At 66.5% G+C, this 17,906-nt stretch carries 23 protein-coding genes; 8 read left to right on the top strand and 15 right to left on the bottom strand.

What is annotated here, in order from left to right:
* Positions 1 to 52: 52 nt before the first annotated feature.
* Positions 53 to 739: an RsmD family RNA methyltransferase gene (locus FB381_RS14105; protein WP_141780864.1), complete on the bottom strand. Its 687-nt coding sequence runs from the start codon at positions 737 to 739 to the stop codon at positions 53 to 55.
* A 107-nt stretch (positions 740 to 846) separates the two neighbouring features.
* Between FB381_RS14105 and FB381_RS14100 the strand changes: the two genes are divergently transcribed.
* The gene (locus tag FB381_RS14100) at positions 847 to 1,245 is read left to right on the top strand and encodes a hypothetical protein (RefSeq protein ID WP_246088114.1); all 399 of its coding nucleotides are present in this window, start codon (positions 847 to 849) and stop codon (positions 1,243 to 1,245) included.
* A 101-nt stretch (positions 1,246 to 1,346) separates the two neighbouring features.
* On the top strand, positions 1,347 to 2,021 hold the full coding sequence (locus tag FB381_RS14095; protein ID WP_141780863.1) for a DUF6766 family protein: 675 nt from the start codon (positions 1,347 to 1,349) through the stop codon (positions 2,019 to 2,021).
* A gap of 42 nt (positions 2,022 to 2,063) precedes the next feature.
* Here the strand turns inward: FB381_RS14095 and FB381_RS14090 are convergent, their stop codons facing one another.
* The 3 genes from FB381_RS14090 to FB381_RS14080 all read right to left on the bottom strand — a co-directional run bounded on the left by FB381_RS14090 (position 2,064) and on the right by FB381_RS14080 (position 4,488).
* Entirely contained in the window at positions 2,064 to 2,285 is a 222-nt protein-coding gene (locus tag FB381_RS14090; protein WP_141780862.1) for a CDGSH iron-sulfur domain-containing protein, read from the bottom strand.
* Positions 2,282 to 3,223, bottom strand: a complete 942-nt coding sequence (locus FB381_RS14085) for an iron-containing redox enzyme family protein (protein WP_141780861.1) — start codon at positions 3,221 to 3,223, stop codon at positions 2,282 to 2,284. The genes FB381_RS14090 and FB381_RS14085 overlap by 4 nt, the downstream gene beginning before the upstream one ends.
* A 125-nt stretch (positions 3,224 to 3,348) precedes the next feature.
* Positions 3,349 to 4,488: a carboxylate-amine ligase gene (locus FB381_RS14080; protein ID WP_141780860.1), complete on the bottom strand. Its 1,140-nt coding sequence runs from the start codon at positions 4,486 to 4,488 to the stop codon at positions 3,349 to 3,351.
* An 85-nt stretch (positions 4,489 to 4,573) separates the two neighbouring features.
* Here FB381_RS14080 and FB381_RS14075 point away from each other — a divergent pair, with 85 nt between their 5' ends.
* Entirely contained in the window at positions 4,574 to 5,476 is a 903-nt protein-coding gene (locus tag FB381_RS14075) for a class II glutamine amidotransferase (protein WP_141780859.1), read from the top strand.
* Here the strand turns inward: FB381_RS14075 and FB381_RS14070 are convergent.
* Both FB381_RS14070 and FB381_RS14065 read right to left on the bottom strand, forming a co-directional pair.
* The gene (locus FB381_RS14070; RefSeq protein WP_141780858.1) at positions 5,460 to 5,708 is read right to left on the bottom strand and encodes a hypothetical protein; all 249 of its coding nucleotides are present in this window, start codon (positions 5,706 to 5,708) and stop codon (positions 5,460 to 5,462) included. The genes FB381_RS14075 and FB381_RS14070 overlap by 17 nt on opposite strands.
* An 85-nt stretch (positions 5,709 to 5,793) precedes the next feature.
* Positions 5,794 to 6,036: a hypothetical protein gene (locus FB381_RS14065; protein ID WP_141780857.1), complete on the bottom strand. Its 243-nt coding sequence runs from the start codon at positions 6,034 to 6,036 to the stop codon at positions 5,794 to 5,796.
* 170 nt (positions 6,037 to 6,206) lie between these two features.
* Here FB381_RS14065 and FB381_RS14060 point away from each other — a divergent pair, with 170 nt between their 5' ends.
* Complete coding sequence (locus FB381_RS14060; protein WP_141780856.1) at positions 6,207 to 7,052, top strand: sigma-70 family RNA polymerase sigma factor; 846 nt, start codon at positions 6,207 to 6,209, stop codon at positions 7,050 to 7,052.
* Here FB381_RS14060 and FB381_RS14055 read toward each other — a convergent pair.
* Complete coding sequence (locus FB381_RS14055) at positions 7,026 to 7,694, bottom strand: helix-turn-helix transcriptional regulator (RefSeq protein ID WP_141780855.1); 669 nt, start codon at positions 7,692 to 7,694, stop codon at positions 7,026 to 7,028. The genes FB381_RS14060 and FB381_RS14055 overlap by 27 nt on opposite strands.
* A gap of 497 nt (positions 7,695 to 8,191) precedes the next feature.
* On the opposite strand from FB381_RS14055, the gene FB381_RS14050 reads away from it, so the two are divergent.
* Positions 8,192 to 9,328, top strand: a complete 1,137-nt coding sequence (locus tag FB381_RS14050; protein ID WP_170225159.1) for a tyrosine-type recombinase/integrase — start codon at positions 8,192 to 8,194, stop codon at positions 9,326 to 9,328.
* 95 nt (positions 9,329 to 9,423) lie between these two features.
* On the opposite strand, the gene FB381_RS24600 is transcribed toward FB381_RS14050, so the two are convergent.
* The 4 genes from FB381_RS24600 to FB381_RS23920 all read right to left on the bottom strand — a co-directional run bounded on the left by FB381_RS24600 (position 9,424) and on the right by FB381_RS23920 (position 12,086).
* Entirely contained in the window at positions 9,424 to 9,699 is a 276-nt protein-coding gene (locus tag FB381_RS24600) for a helix-turn-helix domain-containing protein (protein ID WP_141780853.1), read from the bottom strand.
* A 404-nt stretch (positions 9,700 to 10,103) separates the two neighbouring features.
* Positions 10,104 to 10,496 (bottom strand): ubiquitination-like system serine protease family protein, encoded by a 393-nt coding sequence (locus FB381_RS14040; protein WP_141780852.1) that lies wholly within the window; start codon positions 10,494 to 10,496, stop codon positions 10,104 to 10,106.
* A gap of 5 nt (positions 10,497 to 10,501) precedes the next feature.
* A complete protein-coding gene (locus FB381_RS14035; RefSeq protein WP_141780851.1) occupies positions 10,502 to 11,830 on the bottom strand; it encodes a ThiF family adenylyltransferase in 1,329 nt (442 codons plus the stop codon).
* Positions 11,805 to 12,086, bottom strand: coding sequence for a multiubiquitin domain-containing protein (locus FB381_RS23920; RefSeq protein ID WP_170225157.1), 282 nt, complete (start codon positions 12,084 to 12,086; stop codon positions 11,805 to 11,807). Before FB381_RS23920 ends, FB381_RS14035 begins: the two co-directional genes overlap by 26 nt.
* 196 nt (positions 12,087 to 12,282) lie before the next feature.
* On the opposite strand from FB381_RS23920, the gene FB381_RS14025 reads away from it, so the two are divergent.
* The 3 genes from FB381_RS14025 to FB381_RS14015 all read left to right on the top strand — a co-directional run bounded on the left by FB381_RS14025 (position 12,283) and on the right by FB381_RS14015 (position 14,578).
* Positions 12,283 to 12,594 (top strand): hypothetical protein, encoded by a 312-nt coding sequence (locus tag FB381_RS14025; protein WP_141780849.1) that lies wholly within the window; start codon positions 12,283 to 12,285, stop codon positions 12,592 to 12,594.
* Positions 12,591 to 13,685: an XRE family transcriptional regulator gene (locus FB381_RS14020; protein WP_141780848.1), complete on the top strand. Its 1,095-nt coding sequence runs from the start codon at positions 12,591 to 12,593 to the stop codon at positions 13,683 to 13,685. Before FB381_RS14025 ends, FB381_RS14020 begins: the two co-directional genes overlap by 4 nt.
* A gap of 158 nt (positions 13,686 to 13,843) precedes the next feature.
* Positions 13,844 to 14,578 carry a hypothetical protein gene (locus FB381_RS14015; protein WP_141780847.1) on the top strand — a complete coding sequence of 245 codons (735 nt, stop codon included), beginning with the start codon at positions 13,844 to 13,846 and terminating at the stop codon, positions 14,576 to 14,578.
* 472 nt (positions 14,579 to 15,050) lie between these two features.
* Here the strand turns inward: FB381_RS14015 and FB381_RS14010 are convergent, their stop codons facing one another.
* The 4 genes from FB381_RS14010 to FB381_RS13995 all read right to left on the bottom strand — a co-directional run bounded on the left by FB381_RS14010 (position 15,051) and on the right by FB381_RS13995 (position 17,797).
* On the bottom strand, positions 15,051 to 16,043 hold the full coding sequence (locus FB381_RS14010; RefSeq protein ID WP_141780846.1) for a hypothetical protein: 993 nt from the start codon (positions 16,041 to 16,043) through the stop codon (positions 15,051 to 15,053).
* Between the two features lie 311 nt (positions 16,044 to 16,354).
* Complete coding sequence (locus tag FB381_RS14005) at positions 16,355 to 16,681, bottom strand: hypothetical protein (RefSeq protein ID WP_141780845.1); 327 nt, start codon at positions 16,679 to 16,681, stop codon at positions 16,355 to 16,357.
* Between the two features lie 133 nt (positions 16,682 to 16,814).
* The gene (locus FB381_RS14000; protein ID WP_141780844.1) at positions 16,815 to 17,366 is read right to left on the bottom strand and encodes a hypothetical protein; all 552 of its coding nucleotides are present in this window, start codon (positions 17,364 to 17,366) and stop codon (positions 16,815 to 16,817) included.
* An 8-nt stretch (positions 17,367 to 17,374) separates the two neighbouring features.
* Positions 17,375 to 17,797: a single-stranded DNA-binding protein gene (locus FB381_RS13995; RefSeq protein ID WP_141780843.1), complete on the bottom strand. Its 423-nt coding sequence runs from the start codon at positions 17,795 to 17,797 to the stop codon at positions 17,375 to 17,377.
* Positions 17,798 to 17,906 lie beyond the last annotated feature (109 nt).

The raw sequence follows: 17,906 nt of genomic DNA, 5'->3' as shown, positions 1-17,906 counted from the left end.
GCATCGGGCAGCAGCGGCTGAGCCGTGCTCGGCGGTCGAACACTCAGTCGGGTCACCGGCCGTCGGACCCTGGTCGGCGCAGCAGCACCAGGACCCCGCGGTCGCCGAACACGCGCATCTCGTCGACCGCGAGGTCGGGGGAGCCCTGCTCGGACAACCAGTCACCGAGAAGGTTGGCCTGAGGCACGGTGCCGAGCTGCAGGAGGGCGGCCCCGTCGCGATGCAGACATGCATCGATCGTGCGCAGGCACTCCCGGGCCACGTCGACTCCGTCGGCGCCGCCGTCGATCGCGGTCAGCGGGTCGCCGGGAAACCGGTCCGTCTGCGTGTCCGGCACCCACGGTGGATCGGCGATCACGATCGCGAAGGTCTCGTCGTCGGTGAGGCATGACGCGATGGGGGAGTGGCGGATCTCGACGCGATCGTCCAGACCAGCCTCTTCCGCATTGGCGCGGGCGAGGCGGCAGGCCACCGGATCGATGTCGACCAGCACGCCGTCTCGGGAGCCTGCGGACAGCGCCAGCAACCCGATGTGACCGGCTCCAGTGCAGAGCTCGAGCAGCCGTCCGGGCGGTCCGAGGTGAGACACGTCCGCCGCCCACATCGACTGCGCAGACGTCCATGCTCGTGGGGTGAGCACGCGGTCGTCGTACTGGATCGACAGGCTGCCGAAGCTGGTGCGACGGGCCGACTGTCTCGGTGTCGTCTCGGAGCTCTCGGCGGTGGACGCGGGGTGCATGCCGGCTCCGGTACCCGGCAAGCCGAGTCGGATGCAGCCGCGCGGCGGCCCGTTGGTCGGCATCGTCGGTTCGGCATGAAGTTTCCGCCGCCGGGTACCGACAACACATGATGAAGTGGTCTGCCGCGGCCCTCGTGCTGCTCCTGCCGGTTGCCCTGACCGGGTGTGATCAGGGGCAGGACGCAGCGGTGCGCGAGAGCGCCGAGGCGTTCGGCCAGGCCGTCTCCGCGCAGGACTGGGCCCGTGCGTGCCAGCTTCTCGCGCCGGAGACCCGCTCGGAGGTGGAGTCCGCGGCCAAGAGCCCGTGCGAGAGTGCGCTGGCGGAGGAAGATCTGTCCGCACCCGGCCTCTCCGGTCGGGCGGAGGTCTTCGGCACCACGGCGCAGGTGCGCTACCGCGGCGGCGCCTTGTTCCTGACCAGGTTCGCGGACGGATGGCGGGTGCTCGCGGCCGACTGTGCTCCGCAGGCACCCAAGCCCTACGACTGCACGGTGCACGGAGGCTGAGATGCGAGTCATGTACGTCACCTATCTGGCCGTCATAGGAGTCGGGCTGCTCTACACGCTCGTCCTCGCGCTACGGCACGTATGAGGGGAAGGGGTGCCCAGTGCACCGATTCATCAAGGAGAACTCGCTCAGCATCGTCTTCGCGCTGCTCTTCGTGGCCGCGCTCGCGGGCCAGGCGTTCGCCGGCTGGCAGCAGCTGAACGACGAGCTGTTCGCCGAGGACCTCCATCAGCTCTCGCTGGGGAGGTATCTCACCTCGGCGGACTTCGCTGTGGACGTGACGGAGAACTGGCAGAGCGAGTATCTGCAGTTCCTGCTCTACATCGTCTTCACGGTCTGGTTGCTGCAACGCGGTTCCCCGGAGTCCAAGCCGCTGCACAAGACCGGTGAGGAGTCCGACGAGGCGCAGAAGGTCGGAGACCATTCCCGCGATGATTCCCCGCGGCTGGCACGGGTCGGCGGGATCCGCACCGCGCTCTACTCACGATCCCTCGGCATCGTCATGGGTGCCATCTTCCTGCTCTCCTGGCTGGTGCAGTCGGTGGCCGGGTGGGCGGCGTACAACGAGACGAGGCTGCAGCAGCTGCGCGACCCGATCCCGTGGGGCTCCTACCTGATGAATGCGGACTTCTGGGCGCGCACCCTGCAGAACTGGCAGTCCGAGTTCCTCGCGGTCGGCTCCATGGCCGTGCTCGCGATCTACCTCAGGCAGCGCGGCTCGCCGGAGAGCAAGCCGGTCGGCGCGCCCCACGACGCCACCGGCGTGGAGGGCTGAGGGGACGGAGCCGAACCACGGAGCCGAACCACCGGGGCGCTGCTACCGGTCGGACGGCTTGTGCGTACGCGCCCGGTCGGCCAGCAGCCGGTGGGTGCCGTCGCACCACGGTTTGATGGCCGACCCGCCACACATGCACACCGCACTGACCGGGCGAACCGTGTGGTGGGGGTTCCCCTCGGAGTCCATGACCTCGTGGTCGCCGCGCAGCAGCATCGGTCCCTGCGGGCACAGCACGATCGAGGGATGTTCGAAGTCGGTCACGATACCTCCCAGGTGGCGAGCATCCGGCGGGCATAGCGAGCCTCCAGATCGAGGCAGGTGAAGGCGCCGAAGAGCACCCGGGCGCCCTCGCTCGGCTCGTCGTCGAGAAACGAGCCACACAGGTCGCGTACGGCGACCTGCTCGTGGACCGAGTCCGCCTCGACGTGCTCGTCGTAGTAGGCCGCCATCTCGTCGGGGAAGTCCAGCCGGCGCAGACCCTGGGCGAGCTGCCGCGACGGCGCCGAGCTCGTCGACTCGAAGGCCGCGAAGTGGCCGATCGCTGCCCCGCGGAGCCTGCGGTGCAGGCCGAACATCGACAACGCGTTGTTCATCGCCAGGATCTCGACCGGTGCGTCGTCCACGTACGCCGCATGCTCGGTGCGCAGCCCGGCTGCCTCCATCCCACGGCGGAACAGGTGATGGTGCAGCCGGTTCGGGTCACCGCAGCCGTACTCGTCGAACTGGATCTCCATCAGCGCTGCCTTCGCCCGAGTCTCGAGCCGCGGGATGACCCAGGTGGTGGGATCGGCCTCCTTGAGGTGGTAGATCGAGCGGTGCCGCAGGATCTCGAGCACCTGCGCGCGGTCTGCCTTACGCCGCACGAATCGTGCCAGCGACGGTCCGTCGTACCCACGGATCAGTCCGGTGAGATCCAGCTCAGGGTCGTCCCGGAATGCACTGTGATCCCACCGCCCGAGCAGCTGCTCCTCGAAGACTCTCTCCAAGCCTCGACGCAGCCGGAGCAGATCGGCGTCCCACTCGAGGTCGGCGGCCACCTCCTCGAAGCCACGGTAGTGGAGCTCATAGAGCGCCCACAGCGCGATCTGAGCGTCCTCCTCCGACTCAGGCTCGGGCGCCGTTGCGAGGTCGGCGGTGGCGCCACTCTGCACAGCGGCGAAGACCGCCGCACTCATCTCGCCACGTGGCTTCGGCAGCATCTGCTCACTCCTCTCGTCGTGCCGTCAGGTACCCAGCGAGCCGTCAGGTGATGCTCGCGCCTCGGGTGCAGAGGCGCCCTCTACGCGGTCGCCCGCAGTGGGCGCCGGCGCTGGAGGTCGGGCCCTCAGGTGAGCTCGGCCAGCCGGATGACGGTCCGGTCGAGCCGACCTTCCTCAGCGTGAATCGTCCGTTGGGTCGTGGAGCCGGTGCCGCGCGAGAAGACCCGCTCGACGCTCTTGTGGACACGTGCCATGTCTCCGGTCGCCTCCAACGCCGGTCTGATGTGCGCGACCAGGCGATCCACCACCTCCCGAGCGGGTCGTGGCCGGTGCGTCTGCGGATCGAGGAGGTTGCCCGCGAGCCCGTGCCGAGCCGCCTGCCACATCGCGAGCCGGAGCAGCGCGACCGGAGCGGGATCGGCCCGCCGTTCCTCCCGCCACTCGCGTGCCCCTGTTTCGACCAGCGCCCGCGAGAGAGCGGCGACGAGCACGGCGTCGCGCGGGTCGAGGCAGACGTCCGCGACCCGCACCTCGAGGGTCGGGTACTTGCGGGAGGGGCGGGCATCGAAGTAGGCCATGCCCTCGTCGAGCGGCACACCCGTGTCGACAAGCATGCGCAGGTGGTCGAGGTAGGCCTGGCCGCTACCGAAGACATCGGTGGGCCCGTTGGTCGGCCAACGTGTCATCGCCTGCGACCGATAGCTCTGGTAGCCCGAGTCGCCGCCCTGCCAGAACGGGGAGTTCGCACTCACCGCGAGCAGGACGGGCAGCCAGGTGCGGATCCGGTCGAGCGCCCCGATCGCCTCGTCGTCGGACTCGACCGAGACGTGTACGTGGCACCCGCAGGTGAGCTGCTCGCTGGCGGTCAGCCCGAACCGCTCGGTGATCGCTGCGTAACGCTCGTCGTCGAAGGTCTGCGGGCGCACCGTCAACGGGGTCGTACCGCTGGCCAGGATCAGCGCGCCCGCCTCGGCAGCGGCAGTGCGAGCCTTCTCACGCCACCGCCGCAGCTCCATCTCGAGAAGCGCGAGGTGCTCCTCCGGCGGGGTGTCGGTCTCCAGCTGCTGCTCCTGCAGCTCGGGCCCCACCGATCCACCGGCCTCACCTGCCTCGACCTCGGTGTCACCGCGTCGACGCGCGACCCGCAGGACCTGGCTCGACACCGATCGAGGGGCACCGGTCTCGGCGTCGACCAGGAGGAGCTCCTCCTCGACCCCGACTGTCCTTGCCTGGTCCTGGGTACTGCTCGTGGGATGTCTATCCATCGCTCGCACCTGACTCATGCCGGTCGGCAGCGCGATCTGACCGGCAACGCGTGCGGCGAGACCGACGGAAAGGAGCTGCCTGAGGATGTGCCGCCTGTTCGGATACGTGACCAAGTCGCCGTGTGCCGTCGCCGACCTGCTGGGGGAGGAGGGTCTCCACGCCTTCACCTCGCTCACCACGGTGCACTCCGACGGCTGGGGCATGGCCTGGCACACGCCCGAGGGAACACGCACGGAGAGCTCGCCGCGTTCGGCGGATCTCGATGAGTCCTACCGCAGGCTCGTCGAGGTTCCGCTCTCCCATGCGGGCCTGGTGCATCTGCGTTGGGCGACCGGAGGGATCGACGTACGTCCGGAGAACACCCACCCGTTCTTGAGCGACGACGCGGCATTCGCGCACAACGGCCACATCACTCCGATCGCTGACCTCGAGGCGTTGCTCACCGCGGAGTCCCGAGCCCGGCTGGGCGGCGACACCGACAGCGAGCGCTACTTCCAGTTCGTGCACCAGAGCGTGGAGCAGTGCGGCGACGAGGCCGAAGGAGTCAGCCGGGCCCTGGCCGCGCTCGTCAAGAGGTTCCCCCGATGCAGTCTGAACGCGCTCGTGCTCACGCCGACCCACATGTTCGCCATTCACATCAACTCGCGTGCCGACTCGCCGCTGCGTGCCCTGCGTCAGCTCTTCGACGACGAGGGCGACATCCCGCCCCGGCACACGACGGAGTACTTCGCCATGGACTACCGCGAGACCTCTCGTGGCCTCGAGGTGGTCTCCAGCGGACTCGGACAGCCCGGGTGGATGCCCGTGCCCGCCGACACCGCGGTGATGGTCGACCTGCCACCCGGGAGGTCACCCACCTGGACCCCGTCGCTCGGCTCGGCGACGACGCGGTGTGAGACCGCGTACGGCCGGCTGTTGTCCATCTGCTGCACCTCCGCTGCGAGGTTGGTCCGGGGTGGGGCGCGCCTCCTCAGGACCCGCTGGTGACCCGGTCGCTGACACCCGTCACACCCACTGACTGGGCACAGTGGGCGCAGCAGAACATGTGCTCCTCGTTCTCCACGCCGTGGCCGAGGATCCGGGTGCCGCAGTTGACGCACTCCGGCGCGATCCGGCTCGCCGCACATTCGACGGAGTCGAAGACGAAGCTCTCTCCCGAGGCCGTCGTCACCTCGAAGCACCTGTCGTAGTCGTTGCCGCACGTGTCGCACTTGCCCATGGTCGATCCTTTCGTCGGTTCATCCGGGTCCGGCTCCGATGCCTGTGACAGGCACCGGAGCCGCACGTTGCTCAGCCGCAGATGCTCATCCGCCGGCGTCGAGGCGGGTGCGGAGCAGGTCCTTGGCCTCTTCCGCGCCCTGGAGCGAGTTGGCCTGGGCTCGCATGAACAAGCCCTCCAGATCGGCATCGCCCGAACGGCGCGCGTCCTGGATGTAGGTGTCCAGGCGCAGCACGTTGTCCAGGCACGCCTCGGTGAACCAGATCAGGTTGTAGTCCTTGTCGGGGGTCCCCGTGCGGTCGCCGGTCTCGACGTTCGTGGTGGTCATGCAGATCACTCCTGGTGTGTTGTTTCCTCGTACGCTCCGCCCGGTACCCCCACGATGAGGGGCTAGCCCTCACCCGTACGGGTGAGCTGCTGCCCGAAAGATCGCACCCCTGCGGGTGAACCCCGTCGCGCAGGCCTCGCACGGCTCGAAAGAGGGGCCAACATGGAGAAATGACGAACACACAGGCCGCGACAGAGCCCGGTATCGAGCCGGGCCCTCGGTGCGACACCGAGGTATTCGAGAACGACATGCCGCGTGCCGAGCGTCAGGAGCTGACCTCGGAGCTGTTGGAGCGCGCGGACCACACGGAGGGCGAGGAGCGCGATGACCTCGTCGGCGAGGTGATCTTGCTCAACGCTGTCGTCGCGCGCTCGATCGCGCGCCGCTACGCGGGGCGCGGCATCGCGCAGGCCGACCTCGAGCAGGTCGCGTACGTCGCGCTGGTGCGTGCGGCGAAGGGGTTCCATCCCGACCGTGCCGACGACTTCTTGACCTACGCGGTGCCGACCATCCGAGGTGAGGTCAAGAGGTGGTTCCGTGACCACGGCTGGACGGTGCGTCCGCCGCGGCCGGTCCAGGAGCTGCAGGGCACGCTGCTGCGGATCGGGTCGGAGCGGGGCAGCCTGCCGGTCTCCGAGCTGGCCGAGGTCGCGCACGTGCCGGAGCAGCGGGTGCGCGAGGCGCTCGACGCCCGCGGCTGCTTCACCCCGACCTCGCTGGATGCCCCGCTGCGCGCCGGTGGGCAGTCGGACTCCGGGGGTGCCACCATCGGCGACATGCTGCCCGACGTCGACGGATCGCTCGCGAGCTGCGAGACGCGACTGGCTCTGGAGCAGGCGGTGCACACGCTGTGCCCGCGCGACCAGCAGGTGGTGCGGCTCCGCTTCCTCGAGGACCACAGCCAGGCCGAGATCGGTGAAGCCATCGGCGTCACCCAGACGCAGGTCTCCCGCATCCTCGCCCGTGTGCTCGAGGAACTCCGCGGGACGCTAGCCGACGCCGGGTTCGCGGCCTGAGCCAGGCGCACGCTCGGCGGGGTCGGACTGCTGCTCGGCCGGTGTCTCCTCGGTGATCATCCGCGCGCCCACAGACGCTCCCGACTCGGAGGCTTCGGGGCTCGAGGGGGCAAACCCGTGGGTGATCGCCCAGCTGATCGCCTGACCGCGAGTGACGACCTCGATCTTGCGGTAGATCTGCCGCACGTGGCTCTTGAGCGTATTCGGACTCAGGACCAGCTTGGCGGTGATGGCCTTGTTGGACAGCCCGAGGGCGATCAGCGAGAGCACCTCGACCTCCCGGGTCGTGAGCCCCGCCACCGTGCCGAGGCGGTCGTGCTGCTCGTCCAGGGGTTCCCTGGCGGCGGTCTGCTCGATGCTGTGCACCAGGTCGCCCGCGTGCACGCTCATGGACACCCAGGCCCTGGCTCCCAACGAATACGCTCTGACCCGAAGATCGGGGCGCATGTCGCGGCTGAAGATCAGCACCTCGGCGTCGGTGCCGTGCAACAGGTGCTCGAGATCGGAGCCGTCGCCCAGGTGGAGAACGAGGGTGTCGTAGAGGATCACGTCGACGCCGGTCGCCTTGCTGCGTACGGCCGGAAGAGCGGTGACGACAAGGCGATCGGGAAAGTCGGCGAGCATCGTCGTGAGCCCGCGCATGACCACTTCCTGCGGACTCACCACCGCGACGACCAAAGCCCCTGCCCGCTTCACTCCTGAACTCTCTCAGATCGGAGGTCGCTTGGACAGACACCTGGGTGCCCGATGGCCCGGAACGAAGTGTGGCCCTGACCCGGTCTCCCGGGTCAGGGCCACAATCCCTTGCGTGCGCGAGGGGGGACTTGAACCGCATGAAACCCCTGAGGTCAGGCCGACTTTTGGCCGTCTCAGGCGTGAATTGACCTCCCGTTAGCTCCTGTTGACTCCTGTTCTGACCCGTGTCGTGCCCGGTGTCCGGGCACGGGTTCGCACCTGGATGCACGGAGGTGCAGGAGATGGTGTGGATCGAGAAGCACAAGCGCAGTGACGAGGTGGTCTCCGCGTACGTGGTCTGGCGGCTTGGGGGTGGACGAGACGGCGAGAGGCAGTTCGAAACATTCAGCGCGGGTACGACGGAGCAGAACCTGGCTCGAGCTGAGGGGTTCAAGAAGATGGTGGTGTCCGCCGGGAGCTACTGGCCAGACGGTTGGGTGAAGGGTGAGGGATTCGTACGTCCGCGCGGCAGCGATCCGACGGTGGAGGCTCCTGCGTTCCCTGTGATCGGTGAAGAGTACGTTCGCCAGATCGTCGACATCACACCGGGACAGCGCAGGAAGTACCTGTCGCAGGTCCGGACCCTGGCGCGCACCGAGATCCGCGGGGTTTCGCCGTTCCAGCGGTCGGTGGCGATGATCGGAGAGCAGGACATCAGGGCGTGGCTGATTGACTGGGACCGTGCTTTGAAGACGAAGGCCAACTACCACGGCCTCATGTACGGCATCTTCAGCTATGCCGTCGAGCGGGGCTTTCTTACGGCGAATCCGTGTGCTCGGACGGCGCCGAAGCGTCGGCGGGTCAAGGAGTCCCAGGCCGAGCTGCGGTTCCTCAGTGAGGACGAGTTCGTGACCGTCACAGCTAAGGCGGAGGGGTATTCCTACTCGGCCGCGGATCTGGTCCGGGTCACCGCTGGGACGGGTCTGCGGTTCGGTGAGATCACCGCACTGTGGGTCAGCGACATCGACCTGCGCAACCGGACGATACGGGTGAACAAGGCCTGGAAGCGGGTGGGGGAGAACGGCGAGACGGAGATCCCGTCGTGGCTGAAGAAGCAGCTGCGGGACAAGCACAAGATGCGCCAGCACTACCTAGGTAACCCGAAGACACCGAAGTCGCGCCGCACAGTCTCGATCTCTGAAGGGATCGCGGAGATCTTGGAGAAGCTGGTCGATGGCAAGGCTGCCAACGACTTCGTCTTCGTCTCGCCGACGGGGTTGCCGGTGCACAACTCTGACTTCTACACCCAGGTCTGGCAGCCGTTGACCGACGAGCTGGTCGAGGACGGTATCGCGCCGTTCCGGTTCCACGACCTGCGTCACACGCACGTGTCGTGGCTCATCGTCGGCGGGGCGCCGCTGCCGCACATCCAGGCTCGACTGGGCCATGAGTCCATCACAACCACGATCGACACCTATGGCCACCTGTTGCCGGCCGGGGATGAGCTGATCTCTGACATCGTCGACGCCGTGCTGAGCGGCAAGCAGATCCGACCGCCTCTCCACCTGCTGCGCGGCGGAGTCGACGCCGCGGTCGCCTGAGCAACCGGATCGTTGGGCATCGGTCTTGCGCTGCCTGGTCGGTTGGCGTGGCATCGTCTCGCCTCGCCAACCGACCATCAGGACAGTCCTGAAGGTCAAAGACGCGAACGGCTCGCCCCTTTGGGCCTGAGGGTGAGGACGCTTTCCTCGCTAGGCACAGTCACGGGTTGTTCGCCAGCGGCAACGAGCTCGTCGAGGTGCTCGATGCGAAAGCGCACGTGCTTCCCAATCCGCGTGTATCGAATCCGGTGCTGACGTACCGCGTCCGCCACCCAGCGCCGGGGCACGTTGAGGTACGCCGCTGCTTCGTCGACGTTGAGAAGCGGCGGTGGGAAAGTTGTCGGCGCAGATCGAGCGGGTCGGGTCGGCATTGGTCTACTCCTCTCCGTGGATACACGACACTCGATCTAGAGGTGTGACGGGCTTTCCAGCCCGAGAGCCGTGACGTGTACGACCACGTCGCCGGGGGAGTTGACCGTTGGCGTTGGCCGTTGTGCGTCGATTCGCCCAGAAGGACGCCGGGCGAGTTAGGCCAATCATCGCGTTCGGAGTTGGTTCATGAGTCTGATTCGCCGGCCAGCAGGATGAAGCGAGCGCGTCCCAACGCTGAGCCTGGGCATCCACCCGGGCTCATGGCTCGGTCGGACGCCCGGGCGGCACTCAGCCCTTGCCCAGGGTGCTTCCGGCCTTGGACTTCGCTCCCTTTGACGACGGTGACGAGAGCGGCTTCCCGGCCTTCGACAGCGCAGCCTTTGATCGGCTTGCCCATGTTTGTTCACCCTCTTGTGGTGCTCATACCTCGTACTAGGTCCCAGAGGCGGCGCCATCGCGCCTTCGGCGCGACCACGACAGGAACGTGGGCAGCTCGGTCTCGCGCGAGCGCCGCGTCGGTTGCGCGAGCAGAAATGCGGGGCAACCAGTCGATGTGGTCGTGACGGATGTAGTAGTGCGAGCGACAGGGCTGCTGGCCGTTGCCGATCGATGGGCGGAGGCTGACGCTGCCATCGAACGAGAGCACCCAGTCGTTCGGTCCGAGTGGCGTGACAACCTTGGTACCGCATCCGCAGGCACAGAGGTGAACGGCAGTACGGTACTCGAGCGAGACGTAGAGGGTCTCCGGGTCCGGCGCGGCCGGGATGGATGTCGTGAACACGGTGTTCAGGATCATCGCCTTCACGCAACCTGCCCTCCCGAATCCTCGGCCTCGACTTGCACCCTCTCGACCTTCCGTACGTGCTCGACCAGGCCATCAGGGTCGCCGTCCATATCCAGGCCCTCGTCGACCGGGCCAGTTTCGCGGCCGGGATGGGCGTTGTCACTGGTGCCGTAACGATGGTGAAGGTCGCCAGAGTTGACGACGAACACGGTGTGACGCTCGTCCTCGACGTCGGCGTAGAAGCGCAGCCACTTCTTGTACCGGATGATGGCGAGATTGGCCGTGATCGCGTTAATCTCGCCGACCTGGAGGTTGGTGTCGTACTCGGCGTCCTGACCCGCGAAGTACGAGATTAGCTCGTCACGGGCGATGTGGTCGCTGCGGCCGGGCGTCGAGGTGGTGATCCGAATCTGCCCGGCAACGCCGTTCGCATGCTTGCTCAGGCCGACGCCAGTGTCGATGAACGGGATGCCGTTCTCAATGAGAGTCTCGACAATCACCTCCTTGTCTTGGCCTGTATCGAGGGCGAGGAACACGAAGCTGGCGTCGAGGAGTTCGACAACGTTATCGGCGGTGACGTTGACCGCGTGCGGGACGATGCCGCGCCGCATCACCGAATACACCTGGGTGTAGTAGTCGACCTTCGTCAGGCCGGCCTCAAGGTGCTCGAGGGTGGCTGCGCCGGGGGCACGGAAGGCGTTGTGACTGTGAAAGAAGTCGGCGTCATAGAGGTGGAGCGTGAGCGCCGGCGCCTTGGCCAACCCGTCCAGGATGTGCGCTCCGGTGCCGCCGAGCCCGACAATGACGACCTTCTCAACGGCCAGTCGGTCGTTGAGCTCGGTGATGCCAGCTCGGCTGGAGAACGTGTCAACGTAGATGAAGACGCCGTCGTCCTCGTCGGTCTGAATCGGCTTGAATGTGTACGGGTGCACGTCAGGGTCGACCGCCTGGGCGGAGCTGATGACCATGGCGGTGTAGTAGGTGACCTTCTCGTAGAAATCCCGGTAGCCACCTTCGGGCTTCTGGGAGAACCCGCAGGTCGCGGTGAGCTCGGGCGCAGCCGACCACTTCTCAACGCCGTCGTTAACAAGGTCCTTAATCGGATTGCCGTTGTGATCACGGGGGACGCCCCCGACGAAGCACATGACGTGCGTCGCCGGGGGCGCCGTGGTGGTGCCGGCCAGGTCCAGGGGGCAGAGAAAGTGACCCCACTGAATCTGACCGGCGTCGTCCACGTACGGGATGTCGCCGATGACGAGGAACCCGTTGACGATGCGTAGTGCGAAGCCGTCCTGGACCAGGCGGGCCAGGTCGGGGCTGCTACGAACGAGTCGTGAGCCGGACATCGAACGTGGTGCCCTTCTTCTTGACCGTGACCTTCTCGCCGGCGATCAGGGTGCCGTTGAGCTGGCCGCCGCGGGACGGGTCGGCATTGCGGTAGGTGACGGTGAACTTGGCCTCGGGGTCGTGGCCGGGGTGGGCGAGCTGACCGAGCTCCTCGTAGGTCAGCACGTTGTGGTCAAGGGACATCTCAGTGCCGTTGATGGCCACCTCGAACGGCTTGTCCTTCTGCGTGATCTTCTCCTGGGGCGCTGCCGTCATGGCAGTCCTCCTCTCGACGGGCCCCCGGGCGGGAACCATTGGAATGAGATTAGCATATACATCTTCACCCTTTGGGTGATGACCATGATGCGAGTTAGCATCGGCGTGTCGCAGATTGCTCCACGGGTGGGGCCGGTAGCGTCCAGACAACGAAGGCAGTGCAGGCGTCAGCCGATGGGTGATGGAGAACATTCGCGTGGAACGGGAGTACCTGGATGAGGAGTTGCGTCGCCTCGCCACCGATCCCGAGTTCCGGCCGGCGGGTTGGAGCGGTCAGGAACTTCGGGAGTTCCACCGGCTTGTTCAGTGCGCTCGTGCCGCGCACGTCGAAGACGACATGCGGAACATGCGCCTGCTGCGGATCGAGCCCCACGACTCAGGTGACCCCGTAAGGGCACAGGCGACATTGAGTTCGGGCCGCACGATCGACCTCACGTTCAAGAACACCAACAGCCACGGCGTTGTGGTCGTCGGGCTCTTGACTCCAGAGACGGAAACCCCGCGATGAGCAACACAACCCACGACCCGCTCCCTATCGACCAAACACCCGTTGGAGAACTACTCGACCTTGAACTCACCGCCCGTGGCTGGTCCCAGGTGGACTTCGCTGCGGTCCTCGGCCGCCCTACGCAGTTCGTGTCGGAGATCGTGACCGGAAAGAAGGAGATCACCCGGGAGTCCGCCGCACAGATCGGCGCGGCCCTCTCCCAGTCGCCGGAGTACTGGCTCAGGCTTCAGGACCAGTACCTGCTGGCGAAGCAGGAGAGGAACGTCAAGACCCAGGCCAAGCTCGACGAGGTCCGCCGGCGCGCCCGCCTCAACCGGCTCGGCCCAATCCAACTTCTGCAGAAGCGTGGGTTCCTGAAGGGCGTGACCTTGGACGACCTCGAACCCCAGGTGCAGGACCTATACGAGCTGACGTCGCTCGACGACGAACCCCGTTGCGAGATCGCCGCGAAGCGCGCCAACCAAGGCGAGGCCATCACGCTCCTGCAGCGGGCCTGGGTTTTCTGCGTGCGTCGCGAAGCACGCAGAAAGCCGCCGGTCGACAAGTACTCGCCAGCCAGGCTTGCCGAGCTTGCCGCAGCTCTTCCTCGCACGATCCAGACCCCCGAGGACTTCGCGACGCTTCCCGAGCAGCTGGCTGATGTGGGCGTACGTCTGGTCTACGTCGAAGCGCTCCCGGGCGCCAAGATCGACGGATGCGCCATGTGGGTCGGCAAGTACCCAGTCATCGGCCTCTCCGGGCGCGGCAAGCGCTTCGACAAGGTTCTGTTCGCCCTGCTCCACGAGATCGCGCATGTCTTGCACGGGCACGTCGCTAACGACCAGGTTATCGTCGAGAACCTCGACGACAAGCACGAGTCGGCCCAGGAAAAGGAGGCGAACGATTCCGGACGCAACTGGATCTTTCCCGACGGGTATCCGTCCATCCCGGCACGAATAAGCGGGCCGTGGGCCGAGGAGAAGGCCGCCGAGCTCGGCATCGCGTACATCGTCCTCATCGGCCAACTGCAGAAGAAGGGCCAACTCGACTGGCGCACCACTCTGGTCAAGGGAGCACCTTCGGTCGCGGACATCCTTCCGACCTGGAACTAACTCCGTCGGGATACGTCTGCGCCCGTTAGGTTTCTCTTAGCTGGGTCGCTGTGCCCGTTTCAGACATTAGGAGTGCCGTGACGTCCTGGCTACAGGTGGCCCAAGTTATTGCCTCGGCTGCTTCGACGGCCGAGACTACGGAGGACTCCGGCAGTAGCGTGTGGGATCAACTCGGTGAGGCGGGGCGCTGGGTGACGGAGCGGCTCGGCGATGCCTGGTTCTGGGCTGTGGAGCTGATCCAGGACCTTGCTCACGGCATCATTCACTTCTTTCATGCTAATCCTGGCCCTGCTTTCACCCTCCTGGGCGCTCTGGTTGCGCTCAGCACAGCATGGCTCGTTCACTTGGATCGCGCGCGGCGAGAATCTAACGAGCGCATTCGGAGGCTGCTCGGCGACTTTGTCGCGGCTGTCCAAGAGCGCCAAGATGCTCGCGTCACGCTGCAGAAGCGTCTGGACAGTCGCGCGCGTGACACGGACGTGATGGACTTCGTCAACCAGCTGAAGATGAAGTCACCTTCACCAGCCACCCAAGCTCTCAACGCACGGGTTGATGATGCACAGGAAGCCGTTCGACGCGCACAAGGCCGGGTGGGAAGTCTCCTATTTCAACTCAGCATCGCTCAGGGAAAGCGGCAAAAGCATTTGGTCTTTACAGCAAAGCTTCTGGATGCTGCTGAGACCGACCTGGAGTACGCCAACGCGTACAACTTCGCGTTGAGCCTCGCCGTACACCTCTTCGCAGACTCATGGCAAGAGCGGCGGAGGGAGCGCGCTGCGTTCCGGAGGAAGTATCGGATCGTTCTAGACGACTGGGAACGCCACATTGCAGAACGCGACCCTGTTGATGATCTGGGCGACGAGGAGTCGGCGACCGCACCCTCAGCCGGGTAGTCGTCGATCGGACCTCGGTCAGCCAGCAAACGCTTCCAGCTGATGTACCTCCAAGTGGTCGCATAGTTCCCCCAGTACACGGCGATGCCGAATCTGGGTGCGGCCATTGTTCGTTGAAGTACGCACGGCGAGACTGCGGTCCCGCCTCGTCCACAGCGCTCGAAACCCCACGCCCGGACACGCGTCATATCGCCGCGTATGGGCCGGAGGAGCTTGGGCTGGCGTGATCGGCGTTCGCGACGTTGCTCGGCGAACTCCTGCACTGAGGCCGGCGTGAGCACGGATTCGGCTGAGGATCTCGATGGAATCGATCGCTATCGCGATGGTCAAGTTTGGGTCATTGACCGCGTCAGGTGGCTGCACGACGCCGCGCAGGAGACCGCCACGGCGCACCAGACCAGCAATTGACGGTTGGTGAAAGTGGGAACTACGAGGGACCATCGACCCTCGAGCTGGAGCAATCGGGCGGATGCTAAAAGGTTGCCCCGCCGGTCCTGCGTCGATGGTTGACTGCGCTGCGGAGGTCAGCACGGGAGATCGCGGCATACCCTGGCGGCGCCATCCTTACTGGGTCGGCGCGCAGGGAGCGACGTGCGACGGCTATGAGGGGCGTACGTCCTTCGCGCTGGAGTGGCTCGAAGATCTGGCGTGCCTGGTGGGGCTGGAGGCCGTCTGCGGGGTCGATGCGGGGGAGGGTGTTGCGGACGAGGTAGATGCGGGTGTTGAAGCCGTGCTCGATGGCCCGGTGCAGGGCGTTGTCGACGTGGCGGAAGAGCTTGTCGAGGTTGCGGAGCGCGTCGACATCGATCATCGCGCCGACGGGGATGGTGACGAGCAGACGTGTGGCGTCGGCGCTGTGCTGAGTGGCGCTGGCGCCGGTGCCGGCCAGGCCTCCGGCGGCTCGGGCTGCTCTCGAGACCTTGGCGAGGTTCTGCTCGCGTCTGCGGAACTGGGCGGCCTGTTCGGGTGCGATGTCTCGGGCGCGGAGGGCGGCAAGGTTGGAGAGCTCGCGCTGGGAGTGGAGCAGGTGGCGAAGGTTGGCCATTGAGGGGACGGTCGTGAGGGAGCTGAGGAGGCGGTGCTCGGCGGCGAGGACATGGGTGATCGTGTCGGCGTCCGGGGATATCTCCGGCTGTGGTGGGTGCCACCCGCGCCAGTCGATGTTGTAGTCGGGAATGCCGTAGCGCGCCTGGCTGTGGGTGGCGCAGTCGTTGATGTGCTGGTCGAGGCCGCGTACGCCCTTGAGGCGCTCCCAGCCCGGGAGGTTGCGGTAGCGGTGGTCGAGGATGTGCAGGGCTTTGGTGATGTCGGCGATGTCGCCGACGAGGGTGAGCCACTCGCGGTGGGTGAGGATTCCGCCGCCGAGGCCGCCGTCGAGGTCGTGCTCGGCAAGGGCTGCGGCCTTGGCCGCTCGGCGCCAGTTTTCGAGAATGCCGATCTCTTGAGGAGAGGCGAGCTCGCTCAAGGATGGCAGGGGTCCAGGATTGCGGTGCCGCAGTCGGGTCAGTGCTCTGCACAGCCAGTCCGGTGGCTCATAGAGTTCCGGGCTGCGCTCGGCTTTCGGGTTCGGGTTGGCCTGCTCGAGTGCTTGGTGACACCACGTCAGTATGGTCCGCCGGTAACGGAGGATCTGCCTGGTGAGCTCGATCTGTCGGGACGCGGTGGCATGTGGCGGGTGCGTTCGGCTGATCTCGAGGAGCAGGCGGTAGTTGACTCGGTACTGGCCGAGCAAGGTGACGAGTGCGTTGCGGAGTTCACCGCCGTTCTCGCCGTACATCACGACCGCCCGGTGCTGCCGTTCACCGTGGTGTCGGTCTCGCGGGCCTCGAGGAGAGCTGCGAGGACGAGCTCGATCTGGAGGGCGTCGACTCCGTGGCGTACGAGGTCTTCGATGGTCTTGACCGCGAGGACGTAGAGCTGATTGGCGGCCAGTAGACCGGGGAGAATCTCTTCGTGTGCCGGGGACTGGTCGCCGTGGACTAGGTCGAGTTGGAGAAGTACGCGTTCGTAGGCGATGGAGCCCTCGACGGTGCGGGCGTTGTCGGCGAGCGCGGCGAGGTAGGAGCGTGCTTCGGCAAGGGTGACGGCGTGTGCGAGCAGCATGACGGTCTCCGTTCGCGGTGTGGTTGCTGAGGAAGGTGCAGGCTGAGCGACGGTGCGCTCTTGACGGAGCGCGACCCGGTGGCCTGTGGAGAAGCCGGTCCTGGGCGTGGGCTGTGATGGAGCGGCGTACGTTTCACTTCGTGCTCTTGCGAGCGGCCGCGTCTTCGGCCAGAAACTGTTCGAAGTCGGCGCGGCGGTTGGAGATCGGGTTCTCGGCGCTGGTGCCCGCGTCCGCCTCACCGGGCCAGGGCGTCTGGCGGGTTGGCCGGTCGCGGTCGATGCGCGTGCCGCAGGTGGAGACCCACTCACGCAGCCGCGCGCGGGCCTCGGTGAAGTCGTGATGCCACTGCAGCGGCGCGGAGCCTGAGGAGTTCGGGTCGTAGCACTCACGCCAGTGGGTCTGGAGCGCGGAGAGCTCCCACACAAGCTCGTCATGGCGGTGCCACAGGGGAGGGACGATCGTGGCCGGCAGCCCGTAGGTGCGACGCAGCCAGTCGACCCACTCGTCGAGATCGCGCCACTCCGCCTCCGCCTCATCGGCGCTGAGGCTGTTCCAGTCGATGGGACGTACGGGTTCGGGGATCTCGAGAACAGCGCGGTCGGTGGGGAGTTCGTCGGCGTCGCCCTCAGGCGGATGCCAGGGCTCGGGATCGGGCTCGAAGGGGTCCTCGGGGGTATCAGACATGGCGCCGCTCAGATCGCGTGCAGGCTCGGTGCGGGCACCTGGGTGGCTGGCGGAGGCGTTGGCGGCGTGGGCGAGGGTCCGCGGGCGACGGTATAGCGGGTGCGGTGCGCGTCGTGTCCGATCTGACGGGCGATGAACTCCTCGCGCTGCTCGACGGCGCCGTTGCGTTCGACCTGGTACTCGTTGACGTACCCCGAGGCGATGATCTGGTCACCGACTTGGAACTGGTTGTACGCCTTCTCGGCCTTCGTCCCGAAGATCGCCATGTTGTGGAAGGTCGGATCGAGCTTGGTGAAGTTCCCGTCGGCCTCCTTGCGGTAGTGCTCGACGCCAACGCGGGCGAAGAACCGGGCGATGCCGGTATCGCCGAAGGTCAGATGCGGAACGGTGGCGATGAACCCATGCAGGCTCATCTGGGTCGGGATCGTCATGACGTCCTCCTGCGGTGCTCGCGGCCACTGCGGTCGTGGCAGCTCTCGGCGATGAGGTGCGCATACCTGCCCGGCGGCCCGTGGGCGACGTGAATGGGACACCTGGCTG

The organism is Nocardioides albertanoniae (assembly GCF_006716315.1).
In the GTDB taxonomy this organism is placed as follows: Bacteria; Actinomycetota; Actinomycetes; order Propionibacteriales; family Nocardioidaceae; genus Nocardioides; species Nocardioides albertanoniae.
The sequence above is the reverse complement of the archived record's forward strand: the minus strand, read 5'-3'. Positions and strand labels throughout refer to the sequence as shown.

Excerpts from the sequence above, each read along its gene's own strand:
- FB381_RS14105 (WP_141780864.1), bottom strand. The coding sequence starts at position 739 with ATGCACCCCGCGTCCACCGCCGAGAGCTCCGAGACGACACCGAGACAG.
- FB381_RS14100 (WP_246088114.1), top strand. The coding sequence starts at position 847 with ATGATGAAGTGGTCTGCCGCGGCCCTCGTGCTGCTCCTGCCGGTTGCC.
- FB381_RS14085 (WP_141780861.1), bottom strand. The coding sequence starts at position 3,223 with ATGCTGCCGAAGCCACGTGGCGAGATGAGTGCGGCGGTCTTCGCCGCT.
- FB381_RS14080 (WP_141780860.1), bottom strand. The coding sequence starts at position 4,488 with ATGGATAGACATCCCACGAGCAGTACCCAGGACCAGGCAAGGACAGTC.
- FB381_RS14075 (WP_141780859.1), top strand. The coding sequence starts at position 4,574 with ATGTGCCGCCTGTTCGGATACGTGACCAAGTCGCCGTGTGCCGTCGCC.
- FB381_RS14070 (WP_141780858.1), bottom strand. The coding sequence starts at position 5,708 with ATGGGCAAGTGCGACACGTGCGGCAACGACTACGACAGGTGCTTCGAG.
- FB381_RS14065 (WP_141780857.1), bottom strand. The coding sequence starts at position 6,036 with ATGACCACCACGAACGTCGAGACCGGCGACCGCACGGGGACCCCCGAC.
- FB381_RS14060 (WP_141780856.1), top strand. The coding sequence starts at position 6,207 with ATGACGAACACACAGGCCGCGACAGAGCCCGGTATCGAGCCGGGCCCT.
- FB381_RS14055 (WP_141780855.1), bottom strand. The coding sequence starts at position 7,694 with ATGCGCGGGCTCACGACGATGCTCGCCGACTTTCCCGATCGCCTTGTC.
- FB381_RS24600 (WP_141780853.1), bottom strand. The coding sequence starts at position 9,699 with ATGCCGACCCGACCCGCTCGATCTGCGCCGACAACTTTCCCACCGCCG.
- FB381_RS14040 (WP_141780852.1), bottom strand. The coding sequence starts at position 10,496 with ATGATCCTGAACACCGTGTTCACGACATCCATCCCGGCCGCGCCGGAC.
- FB381_RS14035 (WP_141780851.1), bottom strand. The coding sequence starts at position 11,830 with ATGTCCGGCTCACGACTCGTTCGTAGCAGCCCCGACCTGGCCCGCCTG.
- FB381_RS23920 (WP_170225157.1), bottom strand. The coding sequence starts at position 12,086 with ATGACGGCAGCGCCCCAGGAGAAGATCACGCAGAAGGACAAGCCGTTC.
- FB381_RS14020 (WP_141780848.1), top strand. The coding sequence starts at position 12,591 with ATGAGCAACACAACCCACGACCCGCTCCCTATCGACCAAACACCCGTT.
- FB381_RS14005 (WP_141780845.1), bottom strand. The coding sequence starts at position 16,681 with ATGCTGCTCGCACACGCCGTCACCCTTGCCGAAGCACGCTCCTACCTC.
- FB381_RS14000 (WP_141780844.1), bottom strand. The coding sequence starts at position 17,366 with ATGTCTGATACCCCCGAGGACCCCTTCGAGCCCGATCCCGAGCCCTGG.
- FB381_RS13995 (WP_141780843.1), bottom strand. The coding sequence starts at position 17,797 with ATGACGATCCCGACCCAGATGAGCCTGCATGGGTTCATCGCCACCGTT.